Below are 16404 nucleotides of genomic sequence, written 5' to 3' on the forward strand. Positions count from 1 at the left end.
CCGCCCGAGCGCCGATCGCACCGCAGCCGGCTCACCCCTGGAGAGGATCCCGACCATGTGGCTTCCGACCACCGGACCGGCGGCCGACTTCGCCGTCGACTACCTGGCCCTGCACAAGGCCTTCTACGACCGCACCCTCGATCCCGCCGAGCTGAACGCGTGGCGGGAACGCCAACTGCGCACGGTGCTCGACCAGGTGACGACCGGCTCGCCGTTCTACGCCCGGCACCTGGCCGACGTCGACCTCGCCACGATCACCCCGGCGACCCTCGACCGGCTGCCCTTCACGACGAAGACGCACCTGCGCGAGGAGATGCTCGACGTGCTCAGCCGACCGCTGGCCGAGGGAATCTTCTTCTACGAGACGACCGGCACGACGGGCCGCGCGACCCCGTGCCCCCGCGACGGTCGGGAGGTGGTGGCCAGCAACGCCCACGTCACCGAGTCCTGGGCGTCGATCTTCCGCCACCACTTCGGCGACCACCCGCCGCGGATCGGGCTGATGGGCCCGACCGAGGTGCACTCCTTCGGCGACACCCTCGGTGACATCGCCCGCAACGTCGGCTCGCTCAACGCGAAGATCTGGCCGTACTCGCCGGTGATCGGGTTCGCCAAGGCGTTGCAACTCATGAAGGACCTGGAGCTGGAGGTCGTCTGCTGCACGCCGGGTGTGGCCATGATGCTCGCCAAGGCGGCCGAGCACTACGGCTACCGGCTGCGCGAGGACTTCGCCGTCAAACTGCTCTTCGTCACCGGCGAGATGTGCACCCCGGCGCTGGCCCGCAACCTGGAGTCCGTCTGGGGCGCGGACGTCTACAACATCCTGTACGGCTCGCAGGAGGCGTTCGTCATCGCCACCGCCTGCCGCAACAAGCGGATGCACCTCTCCCAGACCAACTACCTGATCGAGGTGGTGGACCCGGAGACGGGCGCGTCGCACGGCCCGCGCGGCAGCGGGGAACTCACCGTCACCATGCTGATCGACGGGGTGAAACCGCTGGTCCGCTACCGCACCGGCGACGCGGTGATCGTCGAGGCGTCCGACTGTGACTGCGAGATGGCCGGCGACCTCGTGCAGATCGTCGGCCGGACCCTGGACCGCATCGAGCTGGGCGGTCGACGCTTCACCGCCGGCCAGATCGAGACGGCCGTGTTGACCGGGGTCACCGGCTCCGGCGGCTACCAGGTGGTGATCGACCACGACCCGGCCGCCGGCGGCGACCGGCTGACCGTCCGCCTGGAACTGCTCAAGGACCTCGTCGACGATCCCGCCGGGGTGGCCGACGGCGTCCGGGAGCGGGCCGCCGCCGCGCTCGGCGTACCCGTCGAGGTGGAGCTGACCGACGGGCTCGACCCGATCGTCAGCACCGGCGCCTTCGTGAGCTGGAAGGCCGCCCGGATCGTCGACCGGCGGGTCGAGGCCGACCACGAGACCCAGGTGGCGCAGCGGATGGCGGGCAACCGTGGCTACACCACCTGAGACCGTCACCGACGAGCGGGTGCCGGCGCTGCCCGGGCCGCTCACCGAGGCGTACGGGCGGCGCTGGCGCAGCGTGGTGGACGGTTGGGCGAGCCGGCCCGGCACCACGCTGGCCACGCTCGGCCCGCCCGGGACGTCCAGCCACCTGACCGCGGTGTTCCTCGCCGAGCGGCACGGGCTGCGCGTCGAGCTGTCCGACACCTTCGACGCGGTGCTCGCGGCGCTGGTGGACCGGCGGGTCGACCAGGCCCTCGTGCCGAGCGCCTACCAGGGGCTCACCCGCTTCCACTGGCACCACGACCTGCGGCTGGAGGCCTACTTCGCCCAGGCCACCCCGGAGTACGGCATCGCGGCCCATCCGGACCGCGAGCCGGACGCCTCCGGTGGTCAGCTCGCCGTGGCCGCCCTCTGGGAGGTCCGGCGGATCTTCACCGACCTCGCGCCACCGGCCCTGCGGGACCGGTCGGTGCGGTGGGTCGACGCCGACTCCACCCAGCACGCCGCCGAGATCCTCGCCGCCGGCGGCGCCGACGTCGCCGTGACCAACGCGCCCGGGGTCGACGGCCACGGCCTGCGGTGGGTGGCCCGCCGTCCGGGCGCCGAGATCGTGTGGACCCTGTTCGGCCGCCGCTGAGACCAGACACCGAGAGAACCGGAGAGACGCCTCGTGTCCCGACGAATGCTGCTGCACCGCGCCACCGTCCAGGAAGGACTGGCTGTGCCCTCCCGACCGCGCCACAGCGTGCTGCTCGACGGCGAGCGCATCGTGGCCGTGCTCCCCGAGGCGCAGGCGCCCCTGCACGACCCGGACATCGACGTCCTGGACCTCGACGGCCGGACGGTCATGCCGGGAATGACGCTCGGCCACACCCACATCGCGTACCTGAACGTGCTCGACGGTCGGGAGATGCTGTTCAAGTACAGCATCCCGGAGGTGACCCTCGGGGCCGCCGCCAACGCGGCGGCGATGCTGCGGCTGGGCTACACCGCCTTCGTCGGCGCCGGCTCGGTGGCCGGCATCGACATGGCGCTGCGCCGGGCGATCGACGCCGGCCAGCTGCCCGGCCCGCGCATCACCCCGTGCAGCCGGGACCTGATGGTGTCCGGTCCGCCGGAGCGCCGCAATCCGGCGGTCAAGCAACGCATCCCGAGCGACCTCATGCGGCTGGCCGACACCCCGGAAGAGTTGATCGAGTACGTCGACACGGAGGTCAAGCAGGGCGCGGAGATCATCAAGGTCTTCTCCACCGGGGACGACACGTTCCCCAACGGCCGCTCCCACGAGCTGCTGTTCACCGCCGAGGAGCTGGTGATCGCGGCGCGGGCGGCGCACGAGCGGGGGGTCCGCATCCGGGCGCACTCGCGCGGGCTGGGCGGCATCCGCAACGCCATCGCCGCCGGGGTCGACGTGATCGACCACGCCACGTACGCCGACGACGCGGCCCTGGAGGCGATCGCCGAGCGGGGCATCTTCGTGGTGCCGAGCCTGCACCAGCCGTACCGGCTGCTCACCACCGGCACGCGACATGGCAAGACCCCGGACTACCTGGAGACGCTCGAGTTCCAGGCCGAGGTGGAGAACACCCTGCGCATCCTGCCGCTGATGGTGCAGATGGGCATCCCCATTGTGGCCGGCGACGACTTCGGGTTCGCCTGGACCCCGCACGGCCGGTACGCCGAGGAGCTGGAGACCTACGTGACCATGGCCGGCATTCCCGCGCCGGTGGTGCTGACCTGGGCCACGGCCAACGGCGCGCGGCTGGCCGGGCGCGGCGACGACGCGGGCACCGTGCAGCCGGGCCGGCTGGCCGACCTGGTCGTCACCGACGGCGACCCGGCCGAGGACATCACGGTGCTGGGCCGGCCGGAGGCGATCGAGCTGGTGCTGCTGGGCGGCCGGGTGGTCGCCGGGGACGCCGCCCGCTACCGCGCCGGGCAGCCGGCGGGAGTGGCGTGATGCGGCGGTCCGTGCCGGTCGTCCCGCTGCTCGCCGTCGGGGCGTTCGCCATCGGCACCGACACCTTCGTCGTCGCGGGGGTGCTCCCCGAGGTGGCCCGCACGCTGCGGGTGAGCGTCGCCTCGGCCGGGTGGGTGAGCACGGTTTTCGCCCTCGCGTACGCCGTCGCCGCCCCGGTGCTCGGCGCACTGGCCGGCCGGCTGGAGCGGCGTACCGTGCTGGTGATCTCGCTGGTCGGGTTCACCCTGGGCAACGTCGCCTCGGCGCTCGCCCCCGACCTGCCGCTGCTGCTGCTGGCCCGGGTCCTCACGGCGGTCAGCGCCGCGCTCTACGTCCCCGCCGCCACCGCGTCGGCGGCCGCGCTGGCCCCGCCCGAGCGGCGTGGCCGGGCCATGGCCGTGGTGCTCGGCGGCCTCTCCGCGGCCACCGTGGCCGGGGTGCCGTTCGGCACCTGGCTCGCCGCCGACCTGCAGTGGCGGGCCACCTTCTGGCTGCTCGCCGCCCTCGGCGCCGCCTGCGCGGTGGCGGTGCTGGTCGGCCTGCCGAGGCTGGCGCTGCCGCCCGGCCCATCGCTGGCAGCCCGGCTCGCCCCGGTGCGCGAGAGCCGCGTCGGGTTGGCGGTGCTCACCACCGCGCTCTTCATGACCGGCGGCTACCTCGCCCTGACGTACGTCGGGGCGCTGCTCGCGCCGGCCACCGACGGCGACGGCACCCTGCTCGCGGTGCTGCTGCTGATCTTCGGTGTGCCGGCGGTCGTCGGGACGGTGCTCGGCGGGCGGGCCACCGACCGCTTCGGTGGCCTGCCGGTCCTGGTGGTCTCGATCACCGGGCTCGCCCTGGTGCTGGTCACGCTGCCGCTGACCCGGCAGGCGCTGCTTCCGGCCGCGCTGGCCATGGCGGCCTGGGGCGTCACCGCGATGGCCACGCAGCCGGCCCAGCAGCACCGGCTCTTCACGATCGCGCCGACCTCCGGGCCGCTGCTGCTGTCCCTCAACTCCTCGGCCACGTTCGTGGGCATCGCCCTCGGCGGCTTCCTCGGCAACCGGTTGTTGCGCCACGGCGGCGCGGACGCCCTCGACCTGCTCGGGCCGGTCGGCGCCGCGCTCTGCGTCCTGGCGGTGGGCACCACGCTGCTCGGCGCGCGGACCCGTGCCGGCAGTCGCGACGACCGGCCACCGACCGCCGGATTGGCCACACCGGATCACCCCGGATTGGCCACACCCGGTGGTCGTCGCGCTGCGTACGGTCGGACCGACAATCGGACCCGAACCTCACGAGGATCACGATGACCCAGCTCAGCGACGGTGCGGACACCCTCACCGTCCGCATCGACGACCGGGTGCTGACCGCAGTGCCGGACTACGTCCTCGGCGTGCTCGCCCTGCCGGCGGTCGAGGTCGCCCCGGCGCCTCCCCGCGTGTCGGCGTTGCTGACCGCCGCCGAGGACGCGCTGCACGCGGCCGACCTGGACAAGGCGGGGGTGGCCGAGTTGCCGGGCATCGCCGCGTGGCGGGAGGCGTACCGGACGGTGGGGGTGAACCCGAACCGGTTCCCCTGCGCCGCCGAGTCGATCGCCCGACGGGTCGCCAAGGGCGACCGGCTGCCCCGGATCAACGCCCTGGTCGACCTCTGCAACGCCGTCTCGCTCGGCGCGGCGCTGCCGGTGGCCTCGTGCGCGGTCGACGGCATCACCGACCTCGTCGTCCGACCGGCCGACGGCACCGAGACGTTCCTGCCCCTTGGCGTGCCCGACGCGCCGGAGCGACCCGAACCGGGCGAGGTCGTCTACGCCGACGCCGACGGGCGGGCCCACTCCCGGCGCTGGAACTGGCGGCAGGGACACCTGGTCCGCACCGACCTGGGCCGGCACCGGCTGCTGCTCACCGTCGAGTCGGCCCACCCCGGCGGCCGGGCGGAGGTGGTGGACGCGCTGGCCCGGCTGACCGCCGCCCTCGACGACCTGTCCGACGCCCCGCGGCAGGAGGCGGTGCTCGACGCAGGAACGACAAGCGCCGTCCTGCGTACCGCAGGCCCGCTCAGCTCCGCCGGCAACCACCAGGGGAGTCGTCCGTGAACCGCGCGATCCTGGTGATCTACCGGCCGGCGGCCGGCCGGTACGCGGCCCAGTTCCGCAGCGTGGTCGCCGCCGCCGCCGAGCTGGGCGTGACCAGCGTGGCGCTGCTGCCGACCGGGCAGCCGGCCGCCGAAGCCGCCGGCCTGCCCTGCTACCACGCCGACCTCGACGACACCGAGGCCGTCCGCTCGGTCGTCGCGACGATCCTCGCCACGCACCCGGTGCGGCGCATCTTCCCGCTCTTCGAGGGTGACGTGCTGACCGCCGCGTACTGCCGCCGCGACCACGGCATCGACGGCCTCGACCCGGAGGAGGCCCTGACCTTCCGGGACAAGAACGTGATGCACCGCCGGGCCACCGAGCTGGGCGTGCCGGTGGCCCGTTCGTGCCGCCCGGAGACGGTGGGGGCGGTCGCCGAGTTCGCCGCCGAGGTGGGCTGGCCGGTGGTGATCAAGCCGTACGCCGGCTGGGCCTGCGGCGACACCCACCGGGTGGACTCCACCGAGGACCTGGCCCGGGTGTGGCCGCTGATCGCCGACGACCGGCACGACTACCGGGTGGAGGAGTACGTCCGGGGCGCCGAGTACCACGTCGACTCGCTGCTGCGCGACGGCGAGGTGGTCTTCGAGCAGCTCTCCCGCTACACGTACTCGGTCCTGGAGTTCCGCGACGAGCCCGGCGGCACGGTCTCCCGCAAGCACGATCTGACCCCTGCGGAGCGGCGCATCCTGGCCGCCAGCGCCACCGTGCTGCGCGGCTTCGGGATGCGTACCGGCGTGGCGCACGTGGAGTTCTTCCTCCGCGACGACGGCGAGGTCGTCTTCGGCGAGGCGGCCGCACGGGCCGGCGGCGGCTCGATCGTCCCCGCCATCCAGGCCGGTCGGGGGATCAACCTGGCGGGGGAGTGGTGCCGCCTGGAACTGGACCCGGAGCACGTGCCGGCGGCCACCCTCGGCCCGGAGATCGGCACCGAGTACCTCTGCTCCGACCGGTACGGCCGGATCACCGCGATCACCACGGCCGACGAGCTGCGGGCGCTGGACGCGGTGCGCGACGCGGACGTGTGGAAGACCGTCGGGGACGTGCTCGCCGTGCCGACCGCCTCCAACGACGTGCTCGGCTGGTACGTCTGCGAGGGCCGGGACTTCGACGACGTCCGCGCCCGGTTCAAGGTCATCCGGGACTCCTTCGAGGTGCGCACCGAGCCGGTGGGGGAGCCGTCATGTGGCTGACCCGGTTCCGGGCCCTGCCGCGCCCGCTGCGGATGCTGGTCTACGCCTCCTTCATCAACCGGGCCGGCATGTTCGTGTTCCCGCTGCTCGCGGTCTACCTCGTGCAGAGCCGGCACCTCAGCACCGGCGAGGCTGGCATGCTGATCTCCGTCGGCAGCACCGGTCTGCTCGCCGGCAGCCTGCTCAGCGGCCCGGTCTGCGCCCGGGCCGGCCGACGCGCCGCGCTGGTGTCGAGCCTGCTGCTCAACGCGGCCGGTTACCTGGGCCTCGCCCTGGTCAACGGTCCCACCTGGACGTACGCGGTGCTGCTCTTCGTCGCGCTGGTCGGGATGGGGATGTTCGCTCCGGCGGCGAACACGCTGATCGCCGACCTGACCGAGCCCGGTGAGCGGCCCTTCGCGTACACGGTCAGCTACCTCGCCAACAACCTCGGCATGGGGGTCGGCCCGCTGCTCGGCGGGTTCGCGGCGGCCTTCTCGTACCAGCTGATGTTCGCCGGGAACATCCTGCTCGGCCTGCTCGCGGCGGCGACCATCTGGCTCTTCGTGCCGGCGGACACCCGGCGTGCCCAGACGGCGTCGTCGACCGCGAGCACCGGACGGGCCGGGCTGCTGCGCGACATCGACGTGGCGGTGCTGGTGCTCGTCTCGTTCTGCTACGTCGCGCCGCTGATCGGTCTGGAATACACGCTGCCCCTCGCGGTCACCACAGTGCTGCACTCGTCGGTGGCGCTGGTCGGGGCGGTCTACACCATCAACAGCGTCGTCGTGGTCAGCGCGAGCCTGCTGATCGAGAAGCGGATCAAGGCGTACTCGACCCGGGTCCTGCTGATCGTGGCGGGCCTGCTCTGGTCGACCGGGATGGCCGTCCTGGTGTTCGCGTTCTCGCTGCCCGCCGTGCTGCTCTCCACTGTGGTCTGGACCCTCGGCGAGATCATCGCGTCGGTGGTGGTGCCCACCTACATCGCCGACCACGTGGCGGAGCACCGGGTCAGCGGCTTCATGGCCCTGAACGCCTTCGTGCTCAGCTCCGCCCGGTTGGTCGTGCCGATGGGTCTCGGCTTCGTCTGGCAGACCCAGGGACACCGTCCCGTTCTCCTGCTGCTCCTGCTGACCCCGGTGGTCGGCATGGTCGCGTTCGCAGCGCTGCGGATCCGACCGGCCGTCCGGCCCGTGCCGGCACTCGCCGAACCGGCCACCGCCAGTCCCTGACACCCCACCCCGCATCGGAAGAGGCCATGACCGCGACGAAGTTCGTGCTGCCCGAGAGTGACATCCCGACGACCTGGTACAACGTGGTTCCCGACTTGCCCAAGGGACTGCCCCCGATGCTGCACCCCGGCACCCGGGAGCCCATCACCGCGGCGGATCTCGAACCGCTCTTCGCCACCGGCATGATCGAGCAGGAGTTCACCACCGAGCGGGACGTGGACATCCCCGGGCCGGTGCTCGACATCTACCGGCAGTGGCGGCCCAGCCCGCTCGTACGCGCCCGTCGCCTGGAGCAGGCCCTCGACACGCCGTCCCGGATCTACTTCAAGTACGAGGGGGTCAGCCCGGCCGGCAGCCACAAGCCGAACACCGCCGTGCCGCAGGCGTACTACAGCAAGCTCGACGGCGTGCAGCGGCTGACCACCGAGACCGGCGCCGGCCAGTGGGGCAGCTCGCTCTCGATGGCCTGCGCGTACTTCGGCCTCGACTGCGAGGTCTTCATGGTGCGGATCAGCTACGACCAGAAGCCGTACCGGCGGGGGTTGATGGAGACGTTCGGCGCGTCGGTCACCGCGAGCCCGAGCGACCGTACCGGGGCGGGCCGGGCGGCCCTCGCCGCCGACCCGGACTCCACCGGCAGCCTCGGCCTGGCCATCTCCGAGGCGGTGGAGGCGGCGATGTCCAGCGGCGGCGCCGCCAAGTACGCCCTCGGTTCGGTGCTCAACCTGGTGCTGATGCACCAGACGATCATCGGGCAGGAGGCGCTGCTCCAGCTCGCGATGGCCGACGACTACCCGGACATCGTGGTCGGCGCGGCCGGCGGCGGCTCCAACTTCGCCGGGCTGGCCCTGCCGTTCCTGCGCCGCCAGCTGGGCGGCGGCCCGACGGTGCGGTTCGTCGCGGCCGAGCCGGCCTCCTGCCCGTCGCTGACCCAGGGCAGCTACGACTACGACTTCGGCGACACCGCCGGGCTCACCCCGCTGGCCAAGATGCACACCCTGGGCCACGACTTCCACCCGCCGGCGATCCACGCCGGTGGGCTGCGCTACCACGGCATGGCGCCGATCGTCAGCGCGCTGCGGGACATCGACCTGATCGAGGCGCGGGCGGTGCCGCAGACCGCCTGCTTCGAGGCGGGCGTGCTGTTCGCCCGCAGCGAGGGGATCGTGCCGGCCCCGGAGTCCACCCACGCGGTCCGGGTGGCGGTGGACGAGGCGCTGCGCTGCCGGGAGACGGGCGAGTCGAAGGCCATCGTCTTCTCCCTCTCGGGGCACGGCCACTTCGACATGCAGGCCTACATCGACTACTTCGCCGGAAAACTGACGGACTGACCTCGCAAGGGGGTGGGCGCCGCTGCGGCGTCCACCCTTCGCGACGAGCACCGGGGGTGCCATTGCACAGCGAAGCAGCGACCATCCTCGCCATCAACGGATCGGAACGGTCGGGCGGCAACACCGACCACGCCATCGCGTACGCGGGCAAGCTGATCGCCGAGCGGGGCGCGATCCTGCGCACCATCGCGCTACGCGAGCACCGCATCTCGCCGTGCAGCCCGTGCGGCGACTGCAACAGCCGTACCCTGCCCTGCCAGGTGGACGACGACGTCCCCGCCCTGGTGGAGCAGATGGCCAGCGCCGACGGGCTGATCTACGCGGCCCCGGTGCACGGCTTCGGCCTCGCCCACCTCATGCAGGTCTTCATCGAGCGGGCGGGCGTCGGCTATTTGCGTTTCACCCGGCCGCTGGCCGACAAGGTCGGCGGCATCATCGTCACCGGGCGCCGGTACAGCGACTCCTCGGTGCACAACCAGATCGTCAACAACCTGCTGCTCAACCGGATGATTCTGGTGGGCAGCGGCTTCCCCGTCCTACTGCGCAACACCACCGGCGCTCCCGGCCTGACCGACGTCGAGGGCGTCGACGCGCTGGAGCGGATGGTGCACCGGATGCTCGACATGGTGCAGCTGCTCAAGCGGCACCAGCGGGTCGACGGCGGTCCGGTCCTCCCGCGCCGCGACCGCAACGAGCGTGTTCCGCGACCCCGCCGTACCGAAACCGCCCCAACCAGAGGAGATATCGAGAATGTCCACTGAGCAGGTCGCCGCGCCGGTCGGCATCGACTTCCCGGCCACCGAGTGGGAGAGGTGGGACAAGCCGGGAGCCGAGGGGCGCGTCAAGATCTCGTACGTCGGGGGTCAGCGTCTGCGCCTGCTGGAGCTGCCGCCGGGCTTCGACGAGCACCACTGGTGCCTGCGCGGGCACACCGGCTACGTCCTGCAGGGCGAGTTCACCATCCACTTCCGGGACCGGTCGGTGCCGTGCCGCCCCGGCATGGGCTTCGTCATCCCCGACGACGAGGAGCACCGGTCCCAGGGCGGCGACGCCGAGCCCACCGTCGTCTTCGTGATCGACCAGGTCCCGCAGCCGTGAGCGATCAGCACCGGATCGCGCCGCCGGCCGGCTCCCCGCCGGTCGGCGGCGCCGACGGCCCGGCGCGGATCGCCGAGCTGCGGGTCGCCATCGACGCGCTCGACCAGCGGATCATCGCCCTGCTGGCGGAGCGTACCCGGGTGGTGCAGGAGCTGACCGCGCACAAGACGGACGAGGCGACCGTCCGATCACCCGACCGGGTACGGCAGGTGCTCGGCCGGGTGCACGACCTGGCCACCCGGCACGGCATGCCGCCCGAGGTCGCGGTCGGCACCTACCGTGCGCTCATCGACGAGCTGACCCGGATGCAGCTCGACATGCTGGCAGCCCGCCGTGCCACCGCGTCACTGGCGGAGGAGTGATGAGCCACCGCCCGCCCGTCGACCTGCGGCACGCCCTGGCCAGCCTCGACCCGCTCCCGGGCGAGCTGGTCCGCGTCGCCACGGAGCTGCCCGCCCGCTACGGCGTCTCCGCCCACTACGCCCGCTGGGCGGGTGCGCCCGCCGCCCCGCCCACCGGCGCCGGCCCGGCGGTGCTCTTCGACCGGGTACGCCCCGACCACGGCCCGACCCGGGCGGTGCTGATGGGCCTCTACGGCACCCGCCGGCGTGCCTCCGGTCTGCTCGGCTGCACGCCGGCCGAGCTGCCGCACCGGCTGCTCGCCGCGGTGGCCGCCCCCCGTCCGCCGGTGCCCGCCCCCGACGCGTCCCGCTGGCCGCGCGAGACGCTGCCGTTGGATCTGACCGCGCTGCCGGTGCCGGTCCTCACCGACGAGGACGCCGGGCCCTACCTGACCCTCGGCGCGGTGCTCGCCACCGACCCGGACACCGGGGTCCGCAACCTGTCCGTGCACCGGATGTGCGTGCAGGGGCCCGACACGCTGACCATCTGGATGGTCCCCGGACGGGACCTGGAGCTCGCGCACCAGGCCGCTCTGCGTCGGGGGCGTCCGTTGCCGATCGCGATCCACCTCGGGCTGAGCCCGGCGGTGCTGCTGTCCTCCTGCTGCCCGACCTCGCTGGTCCCGCCGGACCTCGACGAGCTGGCGGTGGCCGGCGCGCTCGCCGGTCAGCCGGTGGAGCTGCTGCCCTGCGCCACGGTGGACGCCGAGTTCATCGCGCACGCCGAGTACGTCATCGAGGGCGAGTTGCTGGCCGACCGGGTGCCGGAGAGCGCGCACGGCACGGTGGCCACGCCGGAGTTCCTCGGCTACCAGGGTCGGGCGCATCCCTCGTTGCCGCTGATCCAGGTCACCGCGATCACCGCCCGGGAGAGCCCGATCCTGCAGGCGGTCTCCGGGCCCGGGCACGAGCAGTCGGTGCTGCTCGGCTTCGGGATGGAGGCCGCGGTGCTGGACCTGCTGCGCCGCCGGGGGACGCCGGCCCTGGCGGCGCACTGTCACACGGCGGGCGGCGGTCAGCTCATGGTGGTGCTCAAGTGGCCGGCCAAGCGCGGCCCGTCCGACGACGCCGCGGTACGCGCCGCCGCCGAGGCGGTGCTGGAGCAGTTCCGGATGGCCAAGCTGGTGCTGTGCGTGGGCGAGGACGTCGACATCGAGTCCGATCAGGACCTGTGGTGGGCGATGGTCACCCGCTTCCAGGCCGACCAGGACCTGCTCGTGCTGCCGGACCGGGAGGGCTTTCCGCTCGACCCGAGCCAGCACACCGGCTACTCCCCGTCGCTGTCGGCCGACGGGCGCACGGCGAAGGCGGTCTTCGACTGCACCGTCCCGTACGCCCAGAGCGCGCGCTTTCACCGGCCCCGCTTCACCGAGCCGTCACGTCCCGCACCGCGGCGGCCAGCAGCGCCACTCCCTCGGTGATCCTTGCGGTGGGCAGCGCCGCGTACCCGATCAGGAAGGTCGGCTCGGTCGGCGGGCGGGTAACGAAGTAGCCCGAGGCCGGGTAGACCCGTACGCCTCGCGCGGCGGCGGCGCGCACGATCTCGGCCTCGCCGACGTCGGGCGCGCCGCCCAGGGTCACCAGCACGTGCAGCCCGGCCGCCGTGCCGGAGATCCGCACCCCCGCGCCGAAGTGTTCGTACAGCGCCTCCAGCAGCCGGGCGCGCCGCTGCCGGTAGAGGCGGTCCATCCGGCCGATGTGCCGGGCGTACGCGCCGGAGGAGATGAACTCGGCCAGCGCCTCCTGGGTCAGCGTCGGGGTCAGCCGGTCGGTGATCCACTTGACGCCCAGGAACGACCGGACGAGATGTGGCGGCAACACCGCGTACCCGATGCGCAGCGAGGGGAAGAGGGTCTTGCTGAAGCTGCCGACGTAGACCACGTCGGCGTCCTGCGGGTCGGCGGCCAGCGACGGCAACCGCTCCTCGGCGAAGGTGAACTCGTTGTGGTAGTCGTCCTCCAGCACCGTGGCCCCGTGTTCGCGGGCCCAGCGCAGCAGCGCTCGTCGCCGCCGCTCGGACATGATGAACCCGGTGGGGAACTGGTGCGACGGGGTGACGTAGACCAGGCGTACCCGGGCCGGGTCGAGGCCGTGCGCGCGGACCTGGCACTCGATCTCGTCGACCCGCAGGCCCTCCTCGTCGACACCGACCGGCACCACCGCGGCCCGCGAATAGCCGAAGATCTGCCGCAGCACGGTGTGGCTCGGGTCCTCGATGATCACCACGTCGTCGGGGCCGACGAGCAGCCGGACCAGGATGTCCATGGCCTGGGTGGCGCCGCTGGTCACCACCGTGTTCTCGCGGGTGGCGTCCAGCGCACGACTGCGCCGCAGCAGGGCGGTGATCTGGGCACGCAACGACAGCGCGCCCTCGGCCGGGCCGTAACCCAGGGCCACCGCGTCGGCCCGGCTCACCGCGTCGGCGAGGGACTGCCGCCACCGGGTCACCGGGAAGCTGGCCAGCGCCGGGGTGCCGTGCCGGAAGTCGTACGTCCCGTCCGGCCGGTGCATCGGCGCCGGTTCCCACGGCTTCCACAGCGGACTGCCGGCGTCGGTGGGAAGTGGGGGTTCGGGTCGCAGGTGCGCGCGGGCGGCGCGGGGGGCGGGTGGCGGCGTGTCGGTCAGGGCGGCGCTGACCCGCGTGCCGGAACCGCGCCGTGAGGTGAGCACCCCGTTGGCCCGCAGCAGCTCGTACGCCCGGGTCACCACCGTCCGGGAGACCCCGAGCTGGTGCGCCAGCTCGCGGCTGGGCGGCACCGCGTCGCCCGGGCGCAGCCGGCCGGCCCGCACGGACCCGCTGATCTGGTCGCAGAGCTGCTGCTGCAACGGAACCGAACTGTCCCGGTCCAGCGTGACGAGGAGCTGGTCCGAACTCACCTGGACATGCTCCTCTGGACCCCGACGCGTACGTTGGCGAGCCGCAGTGCGTCAGCATCCGCGCTGGTGCGGCGGCAGGGGAGGTCGCTGCCGTCGATCCGGATCCGCATACCGCCGACTCTAGTTTTCCGATCTGCAAAAAAACTTGGGCTGGGCTGTCGAAGTGGGGTCTGGTCGTTCGAGGGAGTGGTGAAGGGCCGGACAAGCCGACCCACCGCGAAGGGCAATGACGATGACCGAGCAGATGACCACCACCACGTCGGCCGCGACGACCTGCGACCCGGCGGTCCGGGTCACGAAATCCCTCCTGGCCTACGGCGTCATCGCCGGCCCACTGTATGTCGCGGTGTCGCTGATCGAGGTGTTCACCCGGGCTGGTTTCGACCCGACGCGGCACGCGTGGAGCATGCTCAGCAACGGCGACCGCGGTTGGGTTCACATCACGAACTTCCTGGTGAGCGGCCTGATGACCATCGCGTTCGCGGTCGGGCTGCGTCGGGTGCTGGGGACCGGGGCCGGGGCGCGCTGGGCGCCGAGGCTCATCGGCGGGTACGGCGTGAGCCTGATCGCCGCCGGTCTGCTGCGCGCGGACCCGGGTTTGGGTTTCCCGGTCGGCACCCCGGACGGCCCTGGCACGATCAGCTGGCACGGCTACGGTCACTTCGCTGCCGGTGCCATCGGGTTCAGTTGCCTGATCGCTGCGTGTTTCGTGCTGGCCCGCCGCTTCGCCGCCGAAGGCGCTGCCGGTTGGGCGTGGTCCTCGCGGGTCGTCGGCGTGGTGTTCGGCGCCAGCTTCCTGGGTCTGACCGCCGGTGCTGGCGCGTCCTGGAGCCTGCTCGCCTTCACTGGCGCGGTGCTGCTGGTTTCCGGTTGGCAGGCGGCCGTCGCGGTCAATCGCTACCGGCGCGCGTCGCACTGATTCAGCTCATCCGATGGACACTCGTTCCGATCCAACCCGCACTGACTACGACCAAGAGGAGAAGGCAATGCGTTATCTGGTGATTCTCAAGGCAGCCCAGCCCGACACCCCGCCGCCCGCAGAGCTGATGGAGGCCATCGCGAAGCTCGGCATGGACGCGACGAACGCCGGCGTGATGCTCGACATGGGCGGTCTGGCTCCCACCGTGGACAGCGCCCGGATCGACGTCACCGCCGGCGGGCTCAGCGTCGTCGACGGTCCTTTCGCCGAGGCCAAGGAGCTGATCAGCTACGTGGTGTACGACGTCCGTTCCAAGGCGGAGGCTGTCGAGTGGGCCGGCCGGTTCATGCGCCTGCACCGGGACCTGTGGGAGGGCTGGGAAGGCGAGGCTGAAGTCTCCCGGGTCTTCGGGCCGGAGGACTTCGCACCCCAGGGATGAGCAGGCGAGCACCTCGATGGTGGTTGGATCGGTAGCCATGACGGCTACCGATCCACATCGCGTTGTCGAGGCGGTCTGGCGGATCGAGGCGGCTCAACTCATCGCGAGTCTGACCCGGATCGTGCGCGACGTCGGCCTGGCCGAGGAGATCGCCCAGGACACCCTCGTCATCGCGCTGGAGCAGTGGCCGAGGCAGGGCGTACCGCGAGATCCAGGGCCATGGCTGATGGCCACCGCCAAGCATCGGGCGATCGACCTGGTCCGGCGCAGAGTCCGGTACGGCGAGAAGCTCGCGGAGATCGGCCGGGACCTGGAGATCGCCCCGGTCGACGAGCAGGAGGCCGTGGACGACGCGTTGGACGATCACGTCGGCGACGACCTGCTGCGGCTGATCTTCATTTCCTGCCATCCGGTGCTGTCGACGGAGGCGCGTACCGCGCTCGCCCTGCGGGTGCTCGGTGGCCTGACCACCGAGGAGATCGCCAGGGCCTTCCTCGTCGCCGAGCCGACCGTTGGGCAACGGATCGTGCGGGCCAAACGCACCCTGGCCGCCAAACGGGTGCCGTTCGAGCTCCCGCCACCGGATCAGCTCGCCCAGCGGCTGACCTCGGTCCTGGAAGTTCTCTACCTGATCTTCAACGAGGGATACTCGGCGACCGCCGGCGAGGACTGGATGCGACCGGACCTCTGCCGGGAGGCGTTGCGGCTGGGCCGAGTCCTGGCCGGGCTGATGCCGGATCAGGCCGAGGTGCACGGGCTGGTGGCGCTGATGGAAATCCAGTCGTCGCGAACGTGGGCGCGCACCGACGAGGCCGGTGCGGCGATTCTGCTCGGCGACCAGGACCGGGCCCGCTGGGACCGACTGCTGATCCGGCGTGGCCTCGCGGCACTGGCCCGGGCCCAGGAGATCGGCGGCGCGCTCGGACCGTTCGTGTTGCAGGCCGAGATCGCCGCCTGTCACGCTCGGGCCCGGTCGGCGCAGGAGACCGACTGGTCGCGAATCGCGGCGCTCTACCTGGTGCTGTCCTATGTCTGGCCGTCGCCGGTCGCCGAGTTGAATCGGGCGGTCGCGGTGGGAATGGCCCAGGGAGCGGCCGAGGGTTTGGACATTGCCGACAAGGTGCAGGCGAGTGGCGCGCTGGATCAGTACCCGCTGCTCCCCGCCGTACGAGCTGATCTCCTGGCGAGGCTCGGCCGGACTGCCGAGTCCCGGCAGGAGTACGCGCGGGCCGCCGCGCTGACCCGCAACGCCAAAGAACGGGAGATCTTCCGCGCTAAGTCGGAGGGCTGACCACCTCGTGCGCGGTTGTCGGGAGGGCCAGTCACCTCTTTTTAGGTGTCCAATGACATGCTCGACGCGGAGTGGCTGTGACGAGTGCCGTTTG

Annotated in this window: 16 protein-coding genes; 15 read left to right on the forward strand and 1 reads right to left on the reverse strand. The window is 72.3% G+C overall.

Annotation, left to right across the window (positions count from 1 at the left end):
- Nucleotides 1-55: 55 nt before the first annotated feature.
- From ACFYPR_RS30015 to ACFYPR_RS30070, 12 genes are read left to right on the forward strand one after another with little or no spacing between them, the layout of a single operon-like run.
- Nucleotides 56-1480, forward strand: a complete 1425-nt coding sequence (locus tag ACFYPR_RS30015) for a phenylacetate--CoA ligase family protein (protein ID WP_387263850.1) — start codon at nt 56-58, stop codon at nt 1478-1480.
- Nucleotides 1464-2114 carry a prephenate dehydratase gene (locus tag ACFYPR_RS30020; protein ID WP_387263853.1) on the forward strand — a complete coding sequence of 217 codons (651 nt, stop codon included), beginning with the start codon at nt 1464-1466 and terminating at the stop codon, nt 2112-2114. The genes ACFYPR_RS30015 and ACFYPR_RS30020 overlap by 17 nt, the downstream gene beginning before the upstream one ends.
- A gap of 33 nt (nt 2115-2147) precedes the next feature.
- A complete protein-coding gene (locus ACFYPR_RS30025) occupies nt 2148-3437 on the forward strand; it encodes an amidohydrolase family protein (RefSeq protein ID WP_387263855.1) in 1290 nt (429 codons plus the stop codon).
- Nucleotides 3437-4726, forward strand: a complete 1290-nt coding sequence (locus ACFYPR_RS30030; protein WP_387263857.1) for an MFS transporter — start codon at nt 3437-3439, stop codon at nt 4724-4726. The genes ACFYPR_RS30025 and ACFYPR_RS30030 overlap by 1 nt, the downstream gene beginning before the upstream one ends.
- A complete protein-coding gene (locus tag ACFYPR_RS30035) occupies nt 4723-5511 on the forward strand; it encodes a B3/4 domain-containing protein (protein WP_387263860.1) in 789 nt (262 codons plus the stop codon). Before ACFYPR_RS30030 ends, ACFYPR_RS30035 begins: the two co-directional genes overlap by 4 nt.
- Complete coding sequence (locus ACFYPR_RS30040) at nt 5508-6743, forward strand: ATP-grasp domain-containing protein (protein ID WP_387263862.1); 1236 nt, start codon at nt 5508-5510, stop codon at nt 6741-6743. Before ACFYPR_RS30035 ends, ACFYPR_RS30040 begins: the two co-directional genes overlap by 4 nt.
- A complete protein-coding gene (locus ACFYPR_RS30045; protein WP_387263863.1) occupies nt 6734-7954 on the forward strand; it encodes an MFS transporter in 1221 nt (406 codons plus the stop codon). The genes ACFYPR_RS30040 and ACFYPR_RS30045 overlap by 10 nt, the downstream gene beginning before the upstream one ends.
- Nucleotides 7955-7980: 26 nt before the next feature.
- Complete coding sequence (locus ACFYPR_RS30050; protein ID WP_387263865.1) at nt 7981-9285, forward strand: TrpB-like pyridoxal phosphate-dependent enzyme; 1305 nt, start codon at nt 7981-7983, stop codon at nt 9283-9285.
- A 56-nt stretch (nt 9286-9341) separates the two neighbouring features.
- Nucleotides 9342-10046, forward strand: a complete 705-nt coding sequence (locus ACFYPR_RS30055) for a flavodoxin family protein (RefSeq protein WP_387263868.1) — start codon at nt 9342-9344, stop codon at nt 10044-10046.
- Complete coding sequence (locus ACFYPR_RS30060) at nt 10036-10383, forward strand: cupin domain-containing protein (protein WP_387263871.1); 348 nt, start codon at nt 10036-10038, stop codon at nt 10381-10383. The genes ACFYPR_RS30055 and ACFYPR_RS30060 overlap by 11 nt, the downstream gene beginning before the upstream one ends.
- Nucleotides 10380-10745 (forward strand): chorismate mutase, encoded by a 366-nt coding sequence (locus tag ACFYPR_RS30065; RefSeq protein WP_387263873.1) that lies wholly within the window; start codon nt 10380-10382, stop codon nt 10743-10745. Before ACFYPR_RS30060 ends, ACFYPR_RS30065 begins: the two co-directional genes overlap by 4 nt.
- The gene (locus ACFYPR_RS30070; protein ID WP_387263876.1) at nt 10745-12205 is read left to right on the forward strand and encodes a UbiD family decarboxylase; all 1461 of its coding nucleotides are present in this window, start codon (nt 10745-10747) and stop codon (nt 12203-12205) included. Before ACFYPR_RS30065 ends, ACFYPR_RS30070 begins: the two co-directional genes overlap by 1 nt.
- Here the strand turns inward: ACFYPR_RS30070 and ACFYPR_RS30075 are convergent.
- Nucleotides 12150-13661 (reverse strand): PLP-dependent aminotransferase family protein, encoded by a 1512-nt coding sequence (locus tag ACFYPR_RS30075; protein ID WP_387263878.1) that lies wholly within the window; start codon nt 13659-13661, stop codon nt 12150-12152. The two genes, ACFYPR_RS30070 and ACFYPR_RS30075, sit on opposite strands and share 56 nt — an antisense overlap.
- 232 nt (nt 13662-13893) lie before the next feature.
- Here ACFYPR_RS30075 and ACFYPR_RS30080 point away from each other — a divergent pair, with 232 nt between their 5' ends.
- The 3 genes from ACFYPR_RS30080 to ACFYPR_RS30090 all read left to right on the forward strand — a co-directional run bounded on the left by ACFYPR_RS30080 (nt 13894) and on the right by ACFYPR_RS30090 (nt 16310).
- Nucleotides 13894-14580 (forward strand): DUF998 domain-containing protein, encoded by a 687-nt coding sequence (locus ACFYPR_RS30080; RefSeq protein WP_387263880.1) that lies wholly within the window; start codon nt 13894-13896, stop codon nt 14578-14580.
- 67 nt (nt 14581-14647) lie between these two features.
- Nucleotides 14648-15019 carry a YciI family protein gene (locus ACFYPR_RS30085; RefSeq protein ID WP_355065982.1) on the forward strand — a complete coding sequence of 124 codons (372 nt, stop codon included), beginning with the start codon at nt 14648-14650 and terminating at the stop codon, nt 15017-15019.
- 37 nt (nt 15020-15056) lie between these two features.
- Nucleotides 15057-16310, forward strand: a complete 1254-nt coding sequence (locus tag ACFYPR_RS30090; RefSeq protein WP_355065983.1) for an RNA polymerase sigma factor — start codon at nt 15057-15059, stop codon at nt 16308-16310.
- Nucleotides 16311-16404: the final 94 nt, after the last annotated feature.

The organism is Micromonospora sp. NPDC005254, assembly GCF_042872525.1.
Classification (GTDB): domain Bacteria; phylum Actinomycetota; class Actinomycetes; order Mycobacteriales; family Micromonosporaceae; genus Micromonospora.